At 33.7% G+C, this 22,582-nt stretch carries 23 protein-coding genes; 17 read left to right on the forward strand and 6 right to left on the reverse strand.

What is annotated here, in order from left to right:
• Window positions 1-335 precede the first annotated feature (335 nt).
• The 8 genes from AA089_RS13125 (at window position 336) to AA089_RS13155 (ending at window position 10,479) form a co-directional block, all read left to right on the forward strand.
• Window positions 336-2,063 carry an OstA-like protein gene (locus AA089_RS13125; RefSeq protein ID WP_046757412.1) on the forward strand — a complete coding sequence of 576 codons (1,728 nt, stop codon included), beginning with the start codon at window positions 336-338 and terminating at the stop codon, window positions 2,061-2,063.
• Window positions 2,064-2,353: 290 nt separating this feature from the next.
• Window positions 2,354-2,671 carry an STM3941 family protein gene (locus AA089_RS25820; RefSeq protein WP_394334128.1) on the forward strand — a complete coding sequence of 106 codons (318 nt, stop codon included), beginning with the start codon at window positions 2,354-2,356 and terminating at the stop codon, window positions 2,669-2,671.
• A 69-nt stretch (window positions 2,672-2,740) separates the two neighbouring features.
• Window positions 2,741-3,922: an aspartate aminotransferase family protein gene (locus tag AA089_RS13130; RefSeq protein ID WP_046757413.1), complete on the forward strand. Its 1,182-nt coding sequence runs from the start codon at window positions 2,741-2,743 to the stop codon at window positions 3,920-3,922.
• A gap of 194 nt (window positions 3,923-4,116) precedes the next feature.
• Window positions 4,117-5,517: a tetratricopeptide repeat protein gene (locus AA089_RS13135; RefSeq protein ID WP_046757414.1), complete on the forward strand. Its 1,401-nt coding sequence runs from the start codon at window positions 4,117-4,119 to the stop codon at window positions 5,515-5,517.
• Between the two features lie 86 nt (window positions 5,518-5,603).
• Window positions 5,604-6,545: a DUF368 domain-containing protein gene (locus tag AA089_RS13140; RefSeq protein ID WP_046757415.1), complete on the forward strand. Its 942-nt coding sequence runs from the start codon at window positions 5,604-5,606 to the stop codon at window positions 6,543-6,545.
• Window positions 6,546-6,564: 19 nt separating this feature from the next.
• Window positions 6,565-7,581, forward strand: a complete 1,017-nt coding sequence (locus AA089_RS13145) for a DUF368 domain-containing protein (protein ID WP_046757416.1) — start codon at window positions 6,565-6,567, stop codon at window positions 7,579-7,581.
• Window positions 7,556-8,320 (forward strand): shikimate dehydrogenase family protein, encoded by a 765-nt coding sequence (locus tag AA089_RS13150; RefSeq protein WP_046757417.1) that lies wholly within the window; start codon window positions 7,556-7,558, stop codon window positions 8,318-8,320. Before AA089_RS13145 ends, AA089_RS13150 begins: the two co-directional genes overlap by 26 nt.
• A gap of 119 nt (window positions 8,321-8,439) precedes the next feature.
• Window positions 8,440-10,479 carry a DUF349 domain-containing protein gene (locus AA089_RS13155; RefSeq protein WP_241479996.1) on the forward strand — a complete coding sequence of 680 codons (2,040 nt, stop codon included), beginning with the start codon at window positions 8,440-8,442 and terminating at the stop codon, window positions 10,477-10,479.
• Window positions 10,480-10,856: 377 nt separating this feature from the next.
• On the opposite strand, the gene mazG is transcribed toward AA089_RS13155, so the two are convergent.
• Complete coding sequence (gene mazG, locus AA089_RS13160; RefSeq protein WP_046757419.1) at window positions 10,857-11,645, reverse strand: nucleoside triphosphate pyrophosphohydrolase; 789 nt, start codon at window positions 11,643-11,645, stop codon at window positions 10,857-10,859.
• Between the two features lie 172 nt (window positions 11,646-11,817).
• Between mazG and AA089_RS13165 the strand changes: the two genes are divergently transcribed.
• From AA089_RS13165 to AA089_RS13180, 3 genes are all read left to right on the forward strand, one after another.
• On the forward strand, window positions 11,818-12,225 hold the full coding sequence (locus AA089_RS13165; RefSeq protein WP_046757420.1) for a hypothetical protein: 408 nt from the start codon (window positions 11,818-11,820) through the stop codon (window positions 12,223-12,225).
• 1 nt (window position 12,226) lies between these two features.
• Window positions 12,227-12,667, forward strand: coding sequence for a DUF1572 family protein (locus AA089_RS13170; RefSeq protein ID WP_046757421.1), 441 nt, complete (start codon window positions 12,227-12,229; stop codon window positions 12,665-12,667).
• Between the two features lie 437 nt (window positions 12,668-13,104).
• Window positions 13,105-13,602: a hypothetical protein gene (locus AA089_RS13180; protein ID WP_241479997.1), complete on the forward strand. Its 498-nt coding sequence runs from the start codon at window positions 13,105-13,107 to the stop codon at window positions 13,600-13,602.
• A 76-nt stretch (window positions 13,603-13,678) separates the two neighbouring features.
• Here the strand turns inward: AA089_RS13180 and AA089_RS13185 are convergent, their stop codons facing one another.
• From AA089_RS13185 to ruvX, 3 genes are all read right to left on the reverse strand, one after another.
• Window positions 13,679-14,092 carry a DUF5606 family protein gene (locus tag AA089_RS13185; RefSeq protein ID WP_046757424.1) on the reverse strand — a complete coding sequence of 138 codons (414 nt, stop codon included), beginning with the start codon at window positions 14,090-14,092 and terminating at the stop codon, window positions 13,679-13,681.
• 87 nt (window positions 14,093-14,179) lie between these two features.
• Entirely contained in the window at window positions 14,180-14,770 is a 591-nt protein-coding gene (gene def, locus AA089_RS13190) for a peptide deformylase (RefSeq protein ID WP_046757425.1), read from the reverse strand.
• A 7-nt stretch (window positions 14,771-14,777) separates the two neighbouring features.
• Complete coding sequence (ruvX, locus tag AA089_RS13195) at window positions 14,778-15,185, reverse strand: Holliday junction resolvase RuvX (RefSeq protein ID WP_046757426.1); 408 nt, start codon at window positions 15,183-15,185, stop codon at window positions 14,778-14,780.
• A gap of 193 nt (window positions 15,186-15,378) precedes the next feature.
• Between ruvX and AA089_RS13200 the strand changes: the two genes are divergently transcribed.
• From AA089_RS13200 to AA089_RS13210, 3 genes are all read left to right on the forward strand, one after another.
• Window positions 15,379-15,810 carry a hypothetical protein gene (locus tag AA089_RS13200; protein WP_156169005.1) on the forward strand — a complete coding sequence of 144 codons (432 nt, stop codon included), beginning with the start codon at window positions 15,379-15,381 and terminating at the stop codon, window positions 15,808-15,810.
• 86 nt (window positions 15,811-15,896) lie between these two features.
• Complete coding sequence (locus AA089_RS13205) at window positions 15,897-17,066, forward strand: acyltransferase family protein (protein WP_241479998.1); 1,170 nt, start codon at window positions 15,897-15,899, stop codon at window positions 17,064-17,066.
• Between the two features lie 105 nt (window positions 17,067-17,171).
• Window positions 17,172-17,948, forward strand: coding sequence for an SDR family NAD(P)-dependent oxidoreductase (locus tag AA089_RS13210; RefSeq protein ID WP_046757428.1), 777 nt, complete (start codon window positions 17,172-17,174; stop codon window positions 17,946-17,948).
• Between the two features lie 180 nt (window positions 17,949-18,128).
• On the opposite strand, the gene AA089_RS13215 is transcribed toward AA089_RS13210, so the two are convergent.
• Window positions 18,129-18,344, reverse strand: coding sequence for a hypothetical protein (locus AA089_RS13215; protein ID WP_156169007.1), 216 nt, complete (start codon window positions 18,342-18,344; stop codon window positions 18,129-18,131).
• 407 nt (window positions 18,345-18,751) lie between these two features.
• Between AA089_RS13215 and AA089_RS13220 the strand changes: the two genes are divergently transcribed.
• Complete coding sequence (locus AA089_RS13220; protein WP_046757430.1) at window positions 18,752-19,567, forward strand: 2,3,4,5-tetrahydropyridine-2,6-dicarboxylate N-succinyltransferase; 816 nt, start codon at window positions 18,752-18,754, stop codon at window positions 19,565-19,567.
• A 216-nt stretch (window positions 19,568-19,783) separates the two neighbouring features.
• Here AA089_RS13220 and AA089_RS13225 read toward each other — a convergent pair whose 3' ends face one another.
• Complete coding sequence (locus AA089_RS13225; RefSeq protein ID WP_046757431.1) at window positions 19,784-20,545, reverse strand: lipopolysaccharide kinase InaA family protein; 762 nt, start codon at window positions 20,543-20,545, stop codon at window positions 19,784-19,786.
• Window positions 20,546-20,701: 156 nt separating this feature from the next.
• On the opposite strand from AA089_RS13225, the gene AA089_RS13230 reads away from it, so the two are divergent.
• The gene (locus AA089_RS13230; protein WP_046757432.1) at window positions 20,702-21,766 is read left to right on the forward strand and encodes a glycosyltransferase family 9 protein; all 1,065 of its coding nucleotides are present in this window, start codon (window positions 20,702-20,704) and stop codon (window positions 21,764-21,766) included.
• A 1-nt stretch (window position 21,767) separates the two neighbouring features.
• Window positions 21,768-22,337: a class I SAM-dependent methyltransferase gene (locus tag AA089_RS13235; RefSeq protein ID WP_046757433.1), complete on the forward strand. Its 570-nt coding sequence runs from the start codon at window positions 21,768-21,770 to the stop codon at window positions 22,335-22,337.
• Window positions 22,338-22,582 lie beyond the last annotated feature (245 nt).

Here is a 22,582-nt window from a genome sequence, read left to right on the forward strand (position 1 = left end):
TACATAATTTTACAATTTTAAAGGTTTTAACATTAAATTGTGAGTGAAGAATTACAAAACAACATGATTTTCAGTGATTTGCTATTCGATTTTCAAGTTAACACAACAACTAATTACCAGTTAAAAAATAGAAATATTTTGAAGTTTCCTCATAAAAATATATTCACACAATCTTTATGCAATTTCGTTGTCAACTATAACTCATGCAACGTCTACGAAGTTAAAAAATCACAAATTTCAAACATTACTAGCAAAAAAGTTTATTTTTGAGCGAATTTTTAATCATAGTATATTTAAAAAATAATTATGATTACAGATACTAGCGTAACATTTATATGAAAAAAATATTCATCTTATTTTTCTTAGTACAGATCGCATTTGGGCAAAATCCGACTTCCAAAAATGGAGAAACTGTCATCAAAATTATTTATGGTGGCGATTTGAAAGTGGATGAAAATAAATTTCCTGGTGCTAAGATATTTTCTAAAACCAAAACAGGTCAAGTTCGTTTTGAACACGAAGGAATGGACATGTGGTGTGATAGAGCTGTGCTTTTTCAAGATAGAAACTGGGTAAAAGCTTATGGAAATGTGTTTATTCAACAGGGCGATTCAGTGGAAATGACAAGCGAATATATTGAATACGATGGCGATACAAAATTAGCTGTTTCCAAACGGAATGTACGATTGCAAAATACAGATATGACGCTTACTACAGATACGTTGTATTTTGATAGAAATCTGCAAGAAGCCTATTTTACCACCAAAGGAGTTGTAAAAGATAGTGCTACAACGCTAACAAGTATTGAAGGTCGCTATTTTATGCCAAAAAATAAATATCAGTTTCTAAAAGATGTAGAAATTGTGAATCCTGAATACACGGTCAATTCGGCACAATTAGATTATTACACAGATTCAAAACATGCCTATATGTACGGACCTTCTACCATAAAAGGGGAAGAATATACTATATTTTGCAAACGTGGATTTTACAATACGATTACTGAAAAAGGCTATTTTGTAAAAGAATCACGGATTGATTATGACAACCGAATTATCAATGGAGATAGTTTATACTTTGAAAAAAGTACCGAATTTGCTTCCGCCACCAACAATATAAAAATTACGGACACCATTAATAATATGATCTTAAAAGGTCATTATGGCGAAGTGTACAAAGCAAAAGATTCCGCATATATTACCAAACGAGCCGTCGCGATTAGTTTGGTAGAAACAGACTCCATGTACATTCACGGAGATCGTTTGTTGGTTACTGGACCACCAGAAAGCAGAGTAATTCGTGCGTATAATAATGTAAAGTTTTTTAAAACAGATATGAGCGGAAAGTGCGATTCACTTTTTGCAGATAACAAATCTGGAATTACCAAAATGTTGCGTAAACCTATTCTATGGAATGGCGACAGTCAAATGACGGGCGATACTATTTTCTTAATTTCCAATGTGAAAACTGAAAAATTAGACTCGTTAAAGGTGATCAATAATTCTTTTATTGTACAAAAAGATACGCTTGGCGAAGGATACAATCAAGTGAAAGGAAAAAACTTGTATGGAAAGTTTGAAGACAACAAATTGTATGAAGTCGATGTTGTCAAAAACACCGAAGTTGTCTACTTTATGTACAATGATGCAAATGAATTTATTGGAATTGACAAAACCATTTGTAGTGCCATTAACTTGAAACTCAATAACAATCAAATAGAAGATATTACCTTTTTTACACGACCTGATGGCGTTATTTATCCAGACAAAGATTTACCAAAAAACGCTCGTAAACTGCGCGGTTTTATTTGGCGTGGCGATGAACGTATGTATACTAAGGATGACATTTTTGATGAAGATGATAACAATATTGTGTTGCCTGTAATTCGCGGTGTCAATAATGCAATGGATCCGTTGGAAGAAGAAAACGATTCTGACGAAGAAAAAGACAAAACTGTCTCAAAAGCAAAAGCAATTCCTCCAAAAAAAGAAAAAGTATCTCAAAAGAAAAAGTTGGTTGCACAGCCTGTTGTGAATGAAAAAAAGAAGTTAGAAAAACAATAGTTTGATGGTTTAGATGGATAGATTCTTAGAAGTTGGCATCACTAAAATCTTCGTTTCAATATTTTAATTCCTGATGTCTAAATATGAAAGATCAAATTGAAATTCATTTCAGCAAGAAAAAAATGATACTTCTAGCATTCGGTTGTCTCATGTTTGTCATTGGTGGTGTATTCATATTTTATTCAATCTTCACTAATGAAACCGATAAAAGTGATACTCCTGCTATAGTTCTTGGTATTGCCTAAGTATCTTTTTTTGGTCTCGGACTCGTAATAGCGATCGTAAAATTAATTAGTTCCAAAGCGGCATTAATCATCAATGAAGAAGGAATTACAGACAATTCTACACTTACAAATGTTGGTTTTATTCCTTGGAAAGATGTCACAGATTTTCAACCTTTCAAAATTGCATCTAATAACTTTTTAATTATCCATGTAAAGAATCCCAAAACATATCTTAAAAAAGCAAAAAATAGTATTATCAGGCAAAGTTTAATGTATAATTTCAATCACTATGGCTCTCCAATAGCTATAAATACCTCATCACTCTCCAAAAAAATAGAAGAAATTGAACAGCTATTGCTTACTGCTTCAGAAAAGTATTCTTAGTGTTTATTACGTTAGATTGAACAATTAACTTCGTATCTTTGCAAACAGTTTTTTTGAAGGAGATTGTACATGAAAGAAGATTTTTTCACATATCAAGCACAAACCACGCCGCATCCGTTAGCAATGGAAATTTCCCATGCAGACGGAAGCTACATTTATGATGCAAACAACAAAGCCTATTTAGATTTTGTTGCGGGCGTTTCTGCCTGTAGTTTAGGACACAAACATCCGAGAGTTGTCAATGCAATCAAAGCGCAATTAGACAAATATTTGCATGTAATGGTATATGGAGAATATGTGCAAAAAACTGCCGTAGAATTTACAAAGTTACTCGCTTCGCAATTACCAAAACCATTAGAAAAAACATATTTAACAAACTCAGGAACGGAAGCCATTGAAGGCGCCATGAAACTTGCCAAACGTGCGACAGGTCGCTCAGAATTAATTGCTGCCAAACACGCGTATCACGGAAATACGCAAGGCGCGATGAGCATTATGGGTTTTGAAGAGCGCAAAAGTGCTTTCAGACCTTTGTTACCTGATATTAATTTTATTGAATTCAATAACGAAGCCGATTTAGCAAAAATTACCTCCAAAACGGCTGGTGTCATTTTAGAAACCATTCAAGGTGGCGCAGGATTCATTGAACCAACAAACAACTATTTACAAAAAGTAAAACACCGTTGTGAAGCAGTTGGTGCATTACTCATATTAGATGAAATTCAACCTGGATTTGGTCGCACAGGAACACTATTTGGCTTTCAAAACTATGACGTTGTTCCTGATATTGTAGTCATGGGAAAAGGTATGGGCGGCGGAATGCCCGTTGGTGCTTTTACAGCTTCAGCCGAACTTATGGATCGTTTACAAGACCAACCAAAACTTGGACACATCACCACATTTGGTGGGCATCCAGTTATTGCCGCGGCAAGTTTAGCAACCTTACAAGAAATTACGGAAAGTGATTTAATGGTACAAACGTTAGAAAAAGAAACACTATTTAGAAACTTATTACAACACAAATACATCGAAGAAATTCGTGGAAAAGGACTCATGCTTTCACTAATTGTGAAAAATTCAGACATTGCAAATCAAGTCATTCTAGGTTGTCAAGATGAAGGATTAATTCTATTTTGGCTACTTTTTGAACCAAAAGCCGTTCGAATTACGCCACCTTTAACCATTTCTGAGGAAGAAATACGACAAGGTTGTGCCATTATTATGAAAGTTTTACAGCGTATTGAAGACTAAACAACTCCCGTATTCGTTATATATACTGATCTAACCAACCATAAAAAACAACCAATTCAAAATCAAATAGTTGTCAATCAAGCAACTATAATTATTGTTGATTATTTTGTTGAAAACAAAAATGATTTCATTTCAAAACAACAGAATGTTCAACTACATTTAAAGTAATAGAAAACTAAAAACGCGTATTGCCTATGCTATTTAGCGCTAATGAAGATCAAAACTTTGCGTTATCGAAATTTGAATCGATGTTGAAAACGAATAATGTTTTCTTTTTCGATTCTGCTGAATTTGAAGAAATCATTCATCATTATCTCGATACTGGAAAAGTAGGTTTGGCAAAAAAAGCCATCAAAATTGGATTGGAACAACATCCGAGTTCTGTGAATTTAAAACTCATGGAAATCGAATTGATGGTGTTTGAAAACAAACTAGATGAAGCCGAAAAACTACTAGACGCATTGTACCTCCTAGAAACATCAAATGCAGAAATATACATTCAGAAAGCTAATATTCTTTCCAAACGCGATCAGCATTACAAAGCAATCGAATTGCTAAAAATGGCGCTGGAATACAGCAATGATTTAGCAGATGTAAACTCGTTAATTGGAATGGAATACCTTTTCATCGACGACTTTAAGGAAGCGAAAAAATACTTTATGAAGTGTATTGAACTTGATATTGATGATTATTCTTCGTTATACAACGTTATTTACTGCTTTGAATTTTTAGAAGATATTGACGGCGCTATCAGTTATCTTAACGAATATATTGACAAAAATCCGTATTCAGAAGTTGCGTGGCATCAACTCGGAAAGCAATACTACATCAAAAAAATGTATGTAGAAGCATTGGCAGCATTTGACTTTGCTATCATTGCAGACGATCATTTTATTGGCGCATATCTTGAAAAAGGAAAAGTTTTAGAAAAATTAGGAGAATATAAAGAAGCAATCCATAATTATAAAACCACGTTAGAATTAGACGATCCAACTTCATTTGCCTACTTACGCATGGGAAAATGCTACGAAAAACTAGGTCAAAAAGACTTGGCCGTAAAATTCTATTACAAAACGGTACATGAAGATCCATTATTAGATAAAGGCTGGACAGCCATTACTGATTTTTATGTAAAGGAAGAAAACTTTCAAAAAGCATTATATTATATCAACAAAGCCATCAATATTGATACAGAAAATGTTTCGTATTGGAAACGCAGTGCCGAAATTCACAGAGCGTTACAATTGTATGAAGAAGCAGACATAGCGTATCAAAAAACAGTAGAACTTGGAAACTATGAACTAAATACTTGGCTTGCTTGGGCAGATATTTTAAAGCTTTTAGGCGAATATGAAAATACCACACATGTACTATTGCAAGCGTTGGAGTTTTATCCAGATCATGCAAAAATAGAATACCGATTGGCAGGTATCTATTTCATTCTTGGCGAACAAAACAAAGGCACATTTCACTTAAAAAATGCATTGCGAAATAACTTTAAAATGCACTTACAATTTCAAAAACTGTTTCCAGGTGTATTCATGAGAACTTCGGTAAAAAATATTATTTCAGAATTTAAAAAATCGTCCACATAAAATTCCATACTTTTGCGTGTGTATTCTTTCTATGAAAATCAATTCAAAGTAAAGAATCGAATAAAACTCATAACACATCGCAACATATGAATAGAAGTCTATTCGATTACGTAATAATTACGCTTAAAGGACTCGCCATGGGCGCGGCAGACGTTGTTCCTGGCGTTTCAGGTGGTACAATTGCCTTTATTTCTGGAATTTACGAAGAACTCATCACATCTATAAACAATGTAAATTTAGACTTGCTAAAAACATTAAAAAATGATGGTTTCAAAGCCGCTTGGACGCAACTCAACGGAAACTTTTTATTTGCATTACTCATCGGAATCGGAATCAGTATTCTATCCTTAGCAAAACTCATCAAATCTTTACTCAACAGCGAACCGATATTGCTTTGGGCGTTTTTCTTTGGTTTGGTAGTTGCAAGTATTCTATTCATCGGAAAACAAATAAAAGCTTGGAATTGGAAAACAATTTTTGGCTTCACGCTTGGCGCAATAGTTGCCTACTACATTACCACCTTACCTGGTGGAGAAGAAAGTGTAAGCGCTTCATGGTTTATATTCTTAGCAGGTGCATTGGCAATTTGTGCCATGATTCTCCCTGGTATTTCTGGCGCGTTCATCTTAGTACTTTTGGGCGCTTATGAACCTGTTTTAACTGCAATTGACAACAGAGATTTTAAAACCATTGCCATTTTTGCCGTTGGTGCAATCATCGGATTATTATCATTTTCAAAACTCTTAAAATGGTTATTCAACAACTATAAAAATCTAACATTAGCCATCTTAACAGGTTTCATTTTAGGTTCTTTAAACAAAATTTGGCCGTGGAAAGAAGTACTAACAACACGTACAAACTCTCATGGAGTTGAAGTTCCGTTTTTAGAAAGAAGCATTTTACCAAATACGTTTGAAACGCTCACACAAAAAGATTCGCAACTTCTTTTGGCAATTGTGTTGATGGTTGTCGGATTTCTGACTATTTTTATGATGGAGAAATTCGCTACCAAAAAACAAGCTAACTAATGTTCAATAGGTAAAACAAATGCAAAGCACTCGAACGCTCAAAGACAAAATTTTCCTTATCATCAAAGGATTGGCAATGGGCGCGGCAAACAAAGTGCCTGGTGTTTCAGGTGGCGTCGTAGCATTTGTAGCTGGCTTTTATGAAGAATTTATCTTTTCGCTACAACGAATCAACGGAAAAGCCTTCAAATTACTATTTAATGGACGTTTTAAAAGTTTTTACCAATACGTAAACGGACGATTTTTAGGATTGCTCATCTTAGGTATGCTAATCAGTTACTTTAGCGTTTCCAAAATCCTAGATTATTTCATACAACACTTTCAATTGTACGTTTGGTCTGCTTTTTTTGGAATGATTCTAGGTTCTATCTATTACATCGGAAAAGATTTTAAACATTGGAATCGTGCTACAATTTTAAGTTTAGTTGTCGGAACTGCCATCGGAATCGCCATCAGTTTAATGAATCCTGCCAAAGAAAATGATCACTTAGCATTTGTGTTTGTTTGCGGAATCATTAGTGTTTCAGGCATGACATTACCTGGACTTTCAGGTTCGTTTATACTAATTCTTTTAGGAAATTACGTATTACTTTTAGTAGATTCTGTAAATGCATTGTTTGATACTTTTGCAGACATGTTTCAAGGAGATTTTTCATTTACAAACAATCCTGAACGCATTCGAGATTTAAAAATTCTTGCCGTATTTACAGCTGGTTCTACGGTAGGTTTGGTGACACTTTCACATCTATTAAACTACGTTTTAAAACATTATAAAAACATCACAACTGCGCTCATTATTGGGTTCATTTCTGGTTCACTTGGAGTCGTGTGGCCATGGAAAGAAACCATTTATAAAACTGATGAAGCAGGTATATTTTTACTCGATTCAAACAATAAACAAATCATTCAGAATTACAAACGTATGATTCCAGATTTTGCCAATAGCGAAACTTGGATTGCCATCTTTTTTATTCTGATTGGAATCTCAATTGTATTAGCCTTAGATTGGTATGGAAAACGAACTCGAAACATATAATTCTCTTTTCGGATTGCTCGGAAAACACATTGCATATTCGTTTTCTAGAGGATATTTTAAAGAAAAATTTAAAGCATTACAGCTTTCCGATTATCATTATACAAATTTTGATATTCCTACGATTGAAGATTTCCCAAAAATCATCAAACAGTATCCCAATCTCAGAGGAATGAACGTAACGATTCCGTACAAAGAAGACGTAATTCCGTTTCTTGATGACGTCCACAAAAAGGCGAAAAAAATTGGCGCTGTTAATACGATCAAAATTCGAAAAGATGGAAGCCTAAAAGGATATAATACTGATTGTTATGGTTTCAAAAAATCGATCAAACCGTATTTAAAAAGACATCATAAAAAAGCACTAATTTTAGGAACTGGTGGCGCATCTAAAGCAATTGCTTTTGTGTTTGAAGAATTAAATATTGAGTACAAATTTGTTTCGCGAAAGCCAAAAAATGAACAATCGATTTCGTATCAAGATTTAAGTGAAAAAATCATGAAATCGCATCCCGTAATTGTCAATTGCACACCATTGGGCACATTTCCAAAAATTGAAGACTGTCCAGACATTCCGTACAAGTATGTTTCTAAAGACTTTTTATTGTTCGATTTGATTTACAATCCGTCTGAAACTACCTTTTTAAAACTCGGTCGTTTGCAAGGTGCGCAAATTGCAAATGGTTACAAAATGTTGGAATTTCAAGCAGAAAAAGCTTGGAAAATCTGGAATTCTCACTAAAACCTATATTTTTTCCTCATTTTAATGCAGTTTCCCATCTGTAAAACTTTGTCGTTTTGTTTGTTGTTAGTATATTCGGACTTTAAAGCTTGAAAAAGAACGAACCCAAACATTTCTTAATGATGTTAGAAGACAAAAATGATAACCTGCCAGAAGCAGAAGGAAATTTAGAATCACAGCCAACTCCAGAAACAGAAACGAACCCTGAAATTGAGGCGGAAACGACTGAAAAAGTTGAAGCAGCAGTTGAAATTGAAGCAGAAACAACTGAGAAAGTGGAAGCTGAAATAGAGAGTGACGTAGAAACTGTTGAAGCGGTAGCAACTGAAAATGAAGCGACTGAAGATGTAGATGAATCAGAGCAAACTATTGAGGAACACCAAGAAGCTGTAAATGAAGTTCATGAAAATGTTGCCGAAGAAGCAGAAGATGACAGTGCTAATGTGCGACATAAAATTCCTGTACTAGATTATCATTCCATGACCATGGACGACTTAGTTGCTGAGTTGGAAAAATTGGTTCAAAATGAAAAAGTTCAAGCGATAAAAGATCATGTTGACGGCATTAAAACGGAATTCAACCTAAAGTTTAACGAAGTTTTAGAGCAACGCAAAGAAGAATTTTTAGCAGAAGGCGGAAATATTATTGACTTTCAATTTCATCTTCCGATCAAAGGAAAATTTAATGTTGCGTACAATGCATATCGCACAAAACGTACTGACTATTACAAGAGTTTAGAGAAAGATTTACACGCAAATTTAGAAAAGCGATTGTCTTTAATTGAAGAACTCAAAGGTTTGTTGAACGTGGAAGAAAACATCAACAATACCTATAAACATTTCAAGCAAATTCAGGAAGAATGGCGTAATGCTGGTTCTATTCCGAAAACACAATACAACAATGTTTGGCGTACATATCATCATCATGTAGAACGTTTTTATGACTTTTTACATTTAAACAGAGATTTACGCGATTTAGATTTCAAGCACAATTACGCTGAAAAGCAAAAAATTGTAGCACATGCAGAAGAATTAGCGCAGGAAGAAGATGTAATTCACGCTTTTAGAGAATTGCAAAACTTACACCGAATCTGGAAAGAAGATATTGGTCCTGTTGCAAAAGAACTTCGTGAAGACATCTGGAATCAGTTTAGTGCGGCAACGAAAGTTATTCATGATAGACGTCAGGAATATTTCAAGAATATTGATAAAATTTACGAGCAAAACTTAGTCGTAAAAGAAGAAATCATTGAAAAAATAAAAGAAATTTCTGCTGGATCTTACACCGTTCATAATCAATGGCAAAATAAAATTAAAGAGATTGAAAAATTGCGTGAAGCGTTTTTCAATGCTGGAAAAGTGCCGTTAAAAGTGAATGAAGCTACTTGGGCAAAATTCAAACAAGCTGTGCGTGAATTTAACGCAAATAAAAATACATTTTACAAATCGTTAAAGAAAGAGCAGCAAGATAATTTAACGAAAAAATTGGCGCTAATTGAATTGGCTGAATCTTTAAAAGATAGTGACGATTGGGCAACTGTAACGCCACAAATGAAAAAAGTACAAGCAGATTGGAAGAAGATCGGACATGTGCCAAAGAAAATTTCTGACAAGGTTTGGAAGCAGTTTAAAAATGCTTGTAATCACTTTTTCGACAGAATGCACGCTGAGAAAAACAAAGCTAATGAAGGCGAAGTTGAAGCTTTAGAGAAAAAACAAGCGTTGTTGGAAGCTACGGAAAACTTTGAATTATCTGGCGATACTGGAAAAGATGTAGAAACGATCAAAGAGAAAATTGCAGAATGGAAAGGTATTGGAAGAGTTCCGTTTAACAAGAAAAATATTGATCAGAAATTCAATAAAGTTGTTGATGGTTTATTTAAGAAACTAAACATTGACAAGCAAGAATCTGAATTGATTAAATATAGCAATCGTTTAGAAAACTTAGATGAACATAAAATCAATTCGGAACGTATTTTTATTCGTAGAAAAATTGATGACATCAAAGCTGAAATTCGCCAATTGGAAAACAACTTACAGTTTTTCTCTAATTCATCTTCGAACAGTCCAATGTTGAAAAAAGTACATCAAGATATTGAGAAACACAAAAGAGCATTAGATACTTGGAAAGCGAAGTTGCAACAGTTGAAATCGTTGTAAGTAAGTATTGAGAAGTGAGATATTAGTATTGAGAAATGTTGAATGTTGAATGTTGAATGTTGAATGTTGAATGTTGAATGTTGAATGTTGAATGTTGAATGTTGAATGTAAAATACTAAATGTAAAAGTTTTTACTGACGTTGAACATAAAACTTTGAACCTTGAACTTTAAACTTTCATTTGATTGAAGCAAACATATAATACACAAAGCCATTTGGGAAACTAAGTGGCTTTTTGTTTTTTTGAATATTGCAAAAAGGTAGTGAGGTTTTAAATGTTGAATTTTAAATGTAAAATGCTAAATGTAAAGGTTTTACAACCTTAAACTTTAAACTTTGAACCTTAAATTAAGCGAAGCGTTTCTAACATTCTGTAAATCAAAGCGAACAGTTATCAAAGCTTTTTGCTTCTTCCCAAAAAACGTCCATTTCGGCAAGTGTCATATCTGCAAGTTTTTTATTTTTTGACTTTGCTTTTTCTTCTAAATATTGAAAGCGTTTGATGAATTTCTTATTGGTACGTTCTAAAGCATTTTCAGGATTTATCTTTAAAAAGCGTGCATAATTAATCATCGAAAATAACACATCTCCAAATTCGGCTTCCATAGCTTCTTGATCGCCTTTGGCAACTTCTTCCTGAAATTCTCCTAATTCTTCTTGCAACTTCTCCCAAACTTGTTGTGGTTCTTCCCAATCGAAACCAACACCAGCTACTTTATCTTGAATACGATTGGCTTTTACCAACGCAGGCAAACTTTTTGGCACACCTTCTAACACCGATTTTTTTCCCTCTTTGAGTTTTAGGTTCTCCCAATTGCGTTTTACATCTTCTTCATCATTTACCTCAACATCGCCGTAAATATGCGGATGACGACTGATGAGTTTGTCAGAAATTTCATTGGCAACATCAGCAATGTCAAAATCGTTGGTTTCACTTCCAATTTTTGCATAAAAAACAATGTGTAGCAATACATCGCCCAATTCTTTTTTGACTTCTTCCAAATCGTTGTCCAAAATCGCGTCGCCCAATTCGTAGGTTTCCTCAATAGTTAAATGACGTAAACTTTGCATGGTTTGTTTTTTGTCCCACGGACATTGCTCACGCAATTCATCCATTATGGTAAGTAAACGATCAAAGGCGGCTAATTGTGCTTTTCTGGAGTTCATATCTGTTTTGTATCAAGATTGACAAAACTACTAATTTTAGCGGCAATCTCTCCTATTTTTACTGCCGAACACAAATACTATTTCGTTTTTCTGTCGGTTCATTTTCTATTCACTAACTTAGATCAGATTTTAATACAACTACGCCAAACTTCTAATTTTATAAAAATAACCTATGACCATTTCAAAAAAGTTGATTACCAAAGGATTTATCATGGCTGGACTCATGAATGCCAGTGTATTGCTATTTTCAAGATTTTTTACCAACACTACCATTCCTAAATATGATCCTGAAGTGATGTCAAATTTTGGACTGTTGATGATTTTAATTTGGGGATTGGCATACATTTCAGTAGCAAAAACGTATGAACATGTGAAATGGTTAGTAGCTGTTTTTGCCCTTGAAAAATTGATTTATGGATATATTTGGCTGCAATGGATTACTACTTCTAGTGTTGCTGAAGTGTATCAAGAAGATGCAATGGCAGGAATTTTTTATGCAATTTACGGTGTAAATGATTGGCTTTTTTGTATGTTCTTTACATATGTATGTATACGTTTATTGAAAACCAAAAACGATTAAAATGAAAACTTCCATTACAAAATTATTTATACGAGAAATTGATCGGTTAACTTCTGAAATTGAACAATATCAAGATGAAAGCGCTTTGTGGAAACTTGATAAAAACATTTCTAATTGTGCTGGAAATTTATGTTTACACCTGATTGGAAATCTGAATCATTTTATTGGGAAACATATGGGAAATACAAATTATGTTAGACAACGTGAAGCTGAATTTTCCACTAAAAATGTTCCTAAAGCCACTTTACTTTCTGAAATAGCCAAAGTAAAAGAAATCGTGATCGCGGCATTGCAGAACTTTCCCGAAGAAAAATTACAAGAACAATATCCAATAGAAAAAAATGGCGAAATTCCTTCGTATGAATTGATGTTATTACATTTATTATGGCATTTGAGTTATCATGTGGGACAAATTAATTACCACAGACGATTGTTGGATTGAAGAGTCAAGAGCTAAGATCCAAGAGAAAAGAGAAAAGAGAAAAGACCCAAGAATCAAGAGTAAAGAGTCAAGAGTCAAGAGTCAAGAGTAAAGATCCAAGAGAAAAGAGTCAAGAGCAAAGAGAAAAGATCCAAGAGAAAAGAGTCAAGAGTCAAGAGCAAAGACCCAAAAACCAAAGAGCTAAGATCCAAAACCCAAGACCCAAGAGCAAAGACCTAAGACCCAAAACCTAAAACCCAACACCTAAGACCAAAGAGCCAACACCCAAAAACCCAACACCAAACACCCAAAACCCAAAAACCAACACCCAACACCCAAAACATATCTCATATATTAAAAAGTGGCACGCTTTATGCCTTTAGGAGTACAAAATGGTACGGATTTGCAATTTTGCTAAAACTATTCCGTATTTTTGAACTATTAAACGTATAATCATAATGAAAAAAGCACTTATCGCACTATGTATGCTATTTGTAGCATTAACTGTGCAAGCACAAGAAGTTGTTTCTCAAGAAACAGAAGCAGAAAAACAAAAAAAAGCTATGGAGCTCATGTCTATTAAAATAGATATGACAATTGACCCTAATCTTTTCATGGAAGTGACGCCTAATACATTTGTATCAGAAAGTCCAAAAGCTGTAATTATGGCTATGATTGTTCCTGAAACGTATCAAAATGCTAAAGACAAGTTAGAAAGTAACTTACCACCAGAGTTTAAAGTATCGGACAAAGGCGAGAAAACAATGAATGGTGTAAATGTAGTTTACTTAGAAGGAAGCAGCAAAGCACAAGGCGTTACCATCAATAGTACTGTATATTGCCTAAAACGTGATGCAGAAACTTGTATTATGTTTATGGGAATGTTAGAAGATGGTGCCGATAAAAAGTATGCGGACGCTATTAAAGTAGCAGCAAATTCTGTAGTGAAGAAATAATATCTACGCATAGAATACAATAAAAAAATCCAGCAATTTGCTGGATTTTTTTTGACTAAACTTATTCGGTGTGTTTTTATTCTTCTTCGTTAGAAGCTGCTGCAGTAAAATCGGTCATTCCTTTAGAATGCAATAAATTGTACCACTGAATTACCTTTTTAATATCACTTGGATATACTCTATCTTGATCGTAATCTGGTAAAACTTCTTCAAAGTAATTCGCTAATACTGTTTTAGATTCTTTATGATTTACTGAAGTTGCTGCGCCATTTTCTTTGGCTTTTACTTTTTCTAATACTTCTGCTAATGGAATTTCTTCTGTATTTGTGTAAATAGCAATTTCAGATAGTAAACTTACATTGTGACGTAAACTTACTGATATCTTTTTTCCGTCAGCTAAAGATTCTGCCACAAAACCATTTCGGGTTTGGGTTTTCAATTCATAAAGTCCTGGTTTCCCAGAGATAGCTAATATTTTTTCTAAACTCATACTGTATTTTTTCTAACTTTAGGATGGCAAATATACATATTGTACCTATTGCATCACTTTTTTTAACTTAGTTTTTATATTTTTTACTTAACGTATTTTTTTAGCATCAGGAAAACGCATTTTGTAATCTACTTTAATGCGTCCACGAGAAATGTTTGCCAAGCGTCCTTTTAATAAACGACGTTTTAACGGAGATAGTTTATCTGTAAACAAAATTCCTTCAATATGATCGTATTCGTGTTGAATAACTCTCGCTGCCAACCCATCATATTCTTCTACATGCTTTTCAAAGTTTTCATCCATGTATTCAATTTTGATACTTTCCTGACGGAATACATCTTCGCGAATATCTGGAATACTCAAACAACCTTCATTAAATACCCAAGGATCACCATCGCGCTCTACAATTTTTGCATTGATAAACACTTTTTTCATGCCTTCTAATTGCTTTCTTTGTTCAGCATCAAGTTCCTCATCTTCTGCAAAACCAGTAGCATCTACCATAAATAAACGGATTGGTAAACCTATTTGTGGAGCAGCCAAACCAACGCCATATGCATTGTACATGGTTTCAAACATATTTTCGAGTAACGTATCTAAGTTTGGATAATCTGGTGTAATATCCGTTGCTACTTTTCGTAAAACTGGATCGCCAAAAGCGACAATTGGTAATATCATATTCGTATTATTTGTATAGATAAGATTGCAAAATTATGGTTGCACTTATTTCATCTATTAAACCTTTATTTTGACGTTGTTTCTTTTTTAGTCCGCTATCAATCATGGTTTGAAACGCCATTTTTGATGTAAAACGCTCGTCAACACGTTTTATTGGAATTGTCGGAATTGCCTTGGTTAGCAAACGTATAAATTCTTTGATTAACACTTCACTTGATGAAGCTTCATAATTCATCTGTTTTGGTTCTCCTACTAAGAACAATTCTACATTTTCTTTCGCTACATATTCTTTTAAAAAATTGATCAAATCGTGCGTTCGAACTGTCGTTAAACCAGATGCAATTAGTTGCATTTCATCGGTTACGGCAATTCCCGTTCGTTTCTTTCCATAATCAATTGCAAGAATGCGAGCCATATAAAATTTTGGCAAAAATAAGGTTTATATTTCAATGTGTATAAAAATTAAAAGAATTATTACTGTAAGGATGGGAATTGGGTTTAATTAGACAGCTTAGACACACAGGACTTGCTAGATGTATTTCGTTACGGAAAACCGTATTGAAATCAATTTCAGATCAAGTATTTTGATGAAATATAATTTCATATTTATGGTACAAACAATAGAACTAGAAGAAGTAGTAATTTACATAACAGAACTAAAAAGAAAAACAGAGCCAAAACCACTGGAATGCAACTATTGGAAATTTACCATTAAAAATATTAGTAACCACGAGATATCATCTGTAGTATTTCATTTTAAAAGTTTACAAAAAGAAATTACCAAACATAAGTATACAAGAAGTACTGTGAATCTTGAACCCAATGAAATTGTAGAATTATCCGTTGTTCCTAATAGCAAGAAATATATTGAGATTTTACAATCTATTTATATTGAAAAAAATAATTATCCTGCCAAAGTTTACGATCAAAATGTTATTCTTGGAAAACGAAAAGAAATCATTCCTCTTTGGTATTCTGCTATTTGGTATACGATATATATCGCGATATTTTTCTATTTATGTAAGTACTTCTTTAGTTGAGAATAAAAATTTAAATTATTTTCTAAAATCACTATTCATTTCAAATAAAAATAAGAACTTGGTATTTCTATATTTAACGATAAATCTTGCTAAAAACTGCTCGCATACATTCACTCGATTCTTTACGCGCCATCATGATGCTGCTTGGTTTGGTATTGCATTCCGCATTGACGTATAATGTAACGTATCATGGAAGTGTTTGGAGTATAAAAGATACAGCATCCACAACTATTGTAACCGATTTTTTAGTATTGATGATTCACTCGTTTCGCATGCCCGTCTTTTTTTTAATTGCAGGATTTTTTGGCGCAATGCTGTTTTATGAACGAAAACCATGGAAAATGATTCACAATAGAATTTCGCGTATTGTGTTTCCATTCATCGTATTTTTAATCATCCTTACTCCTATAGTGCAGTTTTCTTTTGGTTATGCTAGCAAAATTTTTGAAGGAAATGAAAACGCGTTGACAACTAGCTTAGCGCCTTTTTCAGATTTCTACTTTTATATACCCAAAAGCACTTCGCATTTGTGGTTTTTATATTATTTAATCTACGCGACAGCTTTTGCAGTAGTACTAGCATTTTTATTGAAGCAAACACCAAAAGTAACCTCTAAAATAAAAAGAATTGGCAATTGGATTTTTCAAAAACCGCTTGTTCGAATTTTGGTCTTTTCAGCAATTACCTTTATACTTTTAACACTGTTACAAACGCCAATGATTGCTTCCTCTACAGCATTAGTGCCAGACACAAACACGTTTGTACATTATACTTCTTTCTACCTTGTCGGATGGATCTTATATACGTCCAAGGAACATTTGGAAACACTTAAAAAATATGATTGGTTAAGCACCATTCTTGCCGTTTTACTAGTGATGAGTCAAGGAGTTATTCTTGAATATACAAATCTTGGTTTGAAACCGAATAGTTTTTCTTTTCTACTAATTTCTTTTAATTCACTGACTGTTTGGTTGTTTATCTTCGGAATTACAGGCCTTTTTATTCGGTATGGAAGCAACTATTCAAAGCGAATGCGTTACATTTCTGATGCTTCATATTGGGTATATTTAATTCATTTGCCACTGACAGCTTTGTTTCCGATACTATTGAGAAACATACCAATTGGTGGAATTCCAAAATTTTTGATCGTTACCACAGCCACAGGAATTGTTTGTTTTGTAACATATCATTTTTGTGTACGAAATACATTTATTGGAAAGTTTTTGAATGGAAGAAAATATCCTTCACAACGTTAATCGCTCTTATTCCTTCCATTTTTCTTTTGGATTAATAATTATTCTATATGAGGAAACTGAATTTCTACGCTTCCCGTAATTTTGTAAAAAATAAATAACTCATACATGAAGAAGACAGCGTTAATTACAGGAGCAAGCAGTGGAATTGGAAAAGAATTTGCAAAAATACATGCAGAAAAAGGCGGCGATTTAATTATTGTGGCTCGAAGCGAAGACAAACTCAACGAATTAAAAAATGAACTTCAACAAGCGCATAATGTGCAGGTAATTGTTATTGCAAAAGACCTCACAGATACAAACGCTCCGAAAGAAATATACGAAGAACTCAACGCTGCAAATATTGAAGTAGATTATCTGATTAACAATGCAGGTTTTGGTGGAATTGGTCGTTTTGACAAACGTGATTTGGAGAAAGACCTTTCAATGATTCAGTTAAACATTACTGCGTTAACTGCTTTGACACACTATTTTCTACAAGATTTTGTCGCAAGAAATACAGGGAAAATATTGAATGTTTCTTCTACGGCGAGTTTTATGCCTGGTCCGATGCAAGCGGTTTATTATGCCACAAAAGCATATGTAACTTCGTTTAGCAATGCCATTGCGGAAGAACTGCACGATACAAACATTTCTGTGACAACTTTAATGCCTGGTGCTACCGAAACTGACTTTGGAAAAACTTCAGGAATGGACAAAACAGAATTGTTTGAAAATACGGCAAGTCCAAGAACAGTGGCAGAAGATGGTTATAATTCGATGCTAGAAAGCGATTTAGATGTCATATCTGGAATTACATTTTCTCAAAAAATACTCATGAAGTTATTACCATTTATTCCTAAGAAAACTATGTTGAAACGCATTCGAAAAATGCAAGAAGTATAACAACATTATCTTTCAAAAGATAAAAAACATATAAAAAAGAGACTGTCCAAAAAGTTAATTTTTCGTAGTACCGAACTTCATTCGGTTTCTCATAATCATTGAAAATCAAGATAATGAGATTCAAGATAACGATTTTAATTAGTTTTTTAAACAGTCGCTTTTATGTTTAAATTGGTATGACTATTGTGCACCACCTATAACATCTTCCAAACATTTTATTGATGAGCATATTGCTCCATTTGTACAGTCGATAGTTGGGCAAGATAAACATGACCAACATGAAATTGCTGTTATTGTTACACTTGCAGCAGCTCCTGCCTTGATGTTTTTCTTACTTAAATCAGAAATTGATCTTTTGTTTAATTTTAGATTTTTTTTAATGTCTCTTTTTTTCATGATTTCTACTATTTTATATGTTAAACGTTGATCAATATTATGTAAATACTTAACAACGTGCAACTTAAGTATCACCGTATTTATAAATACGTTGTTGCTATTTTCTAAATGTGAACCGCAACAAAATTGATGGGAAACTCATTAATTACAACTGAAATTGACCTATTTGCACATCGCACTACTCAAGAATTTGTATCGTTTTTTGTTGTATTTATAAAATTATGTTAGATGTGTAAATTTTGATAAATAATCCATTGGAAGATTTTATATTTGTACATGTCTAATGATGCAGACATTTCGTGCGAAGGATAGCAACGGCATCCTCCCGTTTTTTTTACGGGAGATATAGTGAATAGCCTGTTAACGCACCCAAAAAAATATACAAAAGCTACAAAATTTATAAAAACATGATCGCATTACAAGAAGCTATTGAAAATGCTTGGGACAACCGAGATTTATTGAAAAAAGAAGATACACAAGCCGCAATTCGGAAAGTAATTGACTTGTTAGATGTTGGCGAATTGCGCGTTGCCGAACCAACTACAGATGGCTGGCAAGTGAATGAATGGGTAAAAAAAGCAGTGGTTTTGTATTTCCCAATTCAGAAAATGGAAACACTAGAAGCTGGAATTTTTGAGTTTCATGATAAAATTCCGTTAAAACGCGGTTATAAGGAAAAAGGAATTCGTGTAGTACCACATGCCATTGCACGTCACGGAGCGTATGTTTCAAGAGGTGTAATCATGATGCCAAGTTATGTAAATATTGGCGCGTATGTAGATGAAGGTACGATGGTAGACACGTGGGCAACTGTGGGAAGTTGTGCGCAAATTGGGAAGAATGTACATTTATCTGGCGGTGTCGGAATTGGTGGCGTTTTGGAACCTTTGCAAGCCGCTCCAGTGATTATTGAAGATAACGCATTTATAGGATCACGATGTATTGTTGTGGAAGGTGTTCGTGTGGAAGAAGAAGCCGTTTTGGGCGCAAATGTTGTGTTGACTGCTTCTACGAAAATTATAGATATTACGGGCGATGCTCCTGTAGAAATGAAAGGAAGAGTTCCTGCACGATCAGTTGTAATTCCTGGAAGTTATACAAAAAAGTTTCCAGCGGGAGAATACCAAGTTCCATGTGCATTGATTATTGGAAAACGTAAAGAAAGTACCAATAAAAAAACGTCGTTAAATGACGCATTACGCGAACATGATGTAGCGGTTTAGTTTCTAGACTACTTGGATGTTTAGATGTTTGGATGTTTGGATGTTTGGATGTTTGGATGTTTGGATGTTTGGATGTTTGGATGTTTGGAAAATAAATACAATTGGCGAACTGAGGAAATCGAGGTTCGCTTTTTTTATTAAATTATGGATTCCTGCCTGCGCAGGAATGACAATGTAGAACACTGAATACCGAATACCGAATACCGAATACTAAAATTACTTCTTCTTTTTCAAGTATTTCTTTTTCAAATATTTTTTGCGATTGATTTTTCGCTTGAAGTTTTGACTGTGTTTTAGCAATACATCTTGGACTTCGTGCAGTTCTTTGTTTGCCAATTCTGCATAACGCTTGCTAATGATGTGAATCATTTGTTTGGACAACCAAAGTCGTTTTAGGTTTTCCATACGTTGATCAAGATTTAACGGTTCAAAACGCATTCGGTTGAGATCAATTAAATAGAAATCGTAATGATGGTCACGCTTTACAATCAAAGTATTTCCTGGTGAATGGTCTAAGAAATTGACATTGTTTTCATGCAATTGAAAGCAAAATTCGGCAAACTGTTCTAAAATGTTTCTTCGATCTTCAAATAACGGATCGTGAATGAGCGCACGAAAATCAAAATCGTACTCAATATGCTTGCTAATGTAGTAACTTTCTTTGAGACCAAGTGCTGTATGATTTTCCACATATGCAATTGGCGTTGGCGTTCGAATGGCATTTACAGCTAATCGTTCGGCGTATTCATAAGAGCGTTTTGCTTTGGAAGGTCTTAGAAATTTATACACAAAACTATTGGCATTTTTTGGCACTTTGAACGATTTTATATTAATCGTTTCGCCATCTAAATCGAAGGATTTAATCACGTTTCGTTCGCCTTGGGTTACATATTCTCCTGTAGTATCAAAAGCATTTACAAAATGGAGGATTTCCTCTTTTTTTGCTTCATAGTGAGCGTTAATGTGTACGACTTGCATGATGGATGATTATTTTTCAAAGATATATGAAATGATGATAAATAACATATTTTTTTAATTTTTGACATTAAAAAATCAAATACATGAAGTGAAATTTTAATAACAGCCGAAAAAATAATATTTTGCACCAACCGCCTGTATTTATAAGAAAACTACATGAAAAAAATATTAATTATACAGAATAAACGTATTGGAGATGTATTGATTAGTTCTGTAATTGCCAATAATATTAAAAAATTATATCCTGAAAGTCGTGTAGATTTTATGGCGTATGATTTTACGACAGGCGTCATTGAACACAATCCGAATATTGATACGATTATTCCGATTAATGAAAAGGAATTGAAAAAGATTCCAAATTTGATCAAAATGATTCGTAAAGTACGAAAAGAACGTTACGATATTATTTTCGATCCGTATTCTAAATTACAAAGTCGCTTGATTTGTTATTTTTCAAAAGCGAAATACCGTATTGGAAATAAACGAAAGCATAAAAAATTACCGCTTCCCTTCTACTCACATCCGATTAATTTATTGGATGAAAAAACACAACCGTGTGGAAAAGCCATTGAAGACAGAATCAATTTAATAACGTCTGTTTTTCCGTTAGGAAACCCTGATTACGAACCAAAAATTACGCTGCTAGAAGAAGAGAAAGTATATCCAAAACTTAAAGCATACGAACATCCTGTTGTAATGTTGGGGATTTTAGGAAGTACGCCGCAAAAATCAATGCCGTACGAATATATTGCTCAAATTGTAGATTATATTACTTCAAATTACAAGGTTCATATTTTATTTAATTATGCGCCAAAGCAAAAAGCGGAAGCTGACAAAATCTATCAAATGTGCTCACAAAAAGAAAATATCATTTTAGATATTTATGAAGATAGTATTCGTGGTTTTGTACGACTGATGCATGCATGCGACGTTATGGTTGCAAATGAAGGTGGAATTGTTCACATTGCAAAAGCGCTGAACAAACCAACGTTTACGATATTTTCGCCATATGTTAATAAAGACCATTGGGCGAGTTTTGAAGATAGAAAACAGCACGAATCTATACATTTATTAGAGGAAAAACCCGATTTATTTGATACTTTTACATTTGAAGAGCGCAAAAAAATTGAGGAAAATCCACACGATTTATATAAAAAATTAACGCCAGAAATGATCATTCCAAAATTGGAACAGTTTTTAGCTTTACACTTAAAAAAATAACATGAATATTATAGATAAATTTCATAATTGGCGCAGAAAACAACGTTGGAATAAACAATACCGCAAAGGTCGTTGGGACAATTTGCGCAAGCCAATTGAAGCAGATCGTTACAAAACGATTATCAATTATATTACAACACATGCCAAACAGCAACCAAGTGTGTTAGATTTAGGTGCTGGCGAAGGCGTACTAAATGAATATATGGATGCTGATTTGTTTAGTTACTTTTTAGGAATGGACTTTTCCGATGTTTCGATTGAAAAAGCAAAAGCAAAAAAGTTTCCAAAAGCCGAATTTGTAACTGCGGATATTCACACCTATACGCCAAGTCAAAAATTTGATGTCATTATTTTTAATGAAGCTTTTTATTATGTGCATGATTCTGAAAAACAAAACGTTTTAGACAGAATGTTACACCATTTGAATGCTGATGGAATTTTGATTGTATCTATTTATCGTGAAGGAATTGGCTGTTGGGAATATTTTGAAAAACTACAACAACTCGATTTTACAGTTGTGAAAACCGACGAAGAAAAAACGTATTGGAAAATTGGAGCGTATAAGGTTTAGGTCTTTGGGTCTTGGGTCTTGGGTCTTGGGTCTTGAAAATACTGTTTCAAAATTTTATATACAAACGTAAATTACTACACTTACACACATAAACTTCATTTCTAGTTGATTCATATTTTATAATTCAGAGATTTCTCGACTGCGCTTGAAATTATAAATGTTGAATTCAAAAGTATTTTAACAACGTACGCGAAGTGATCCAAAAGCGAAGGTAGATTCCTGCCTACGCAGGAATGACAAAAGTG

Origin of the sequence: Kordia jejudonensis, assembly GCF_001005315.1 — a bacterium.
Classification (GTDB): Bacteria; Bacteroidota; Bacteroidia; order Flavobacteriales; family Flavobacteriaceae; genus Kordia; species Kordia jejudonensis.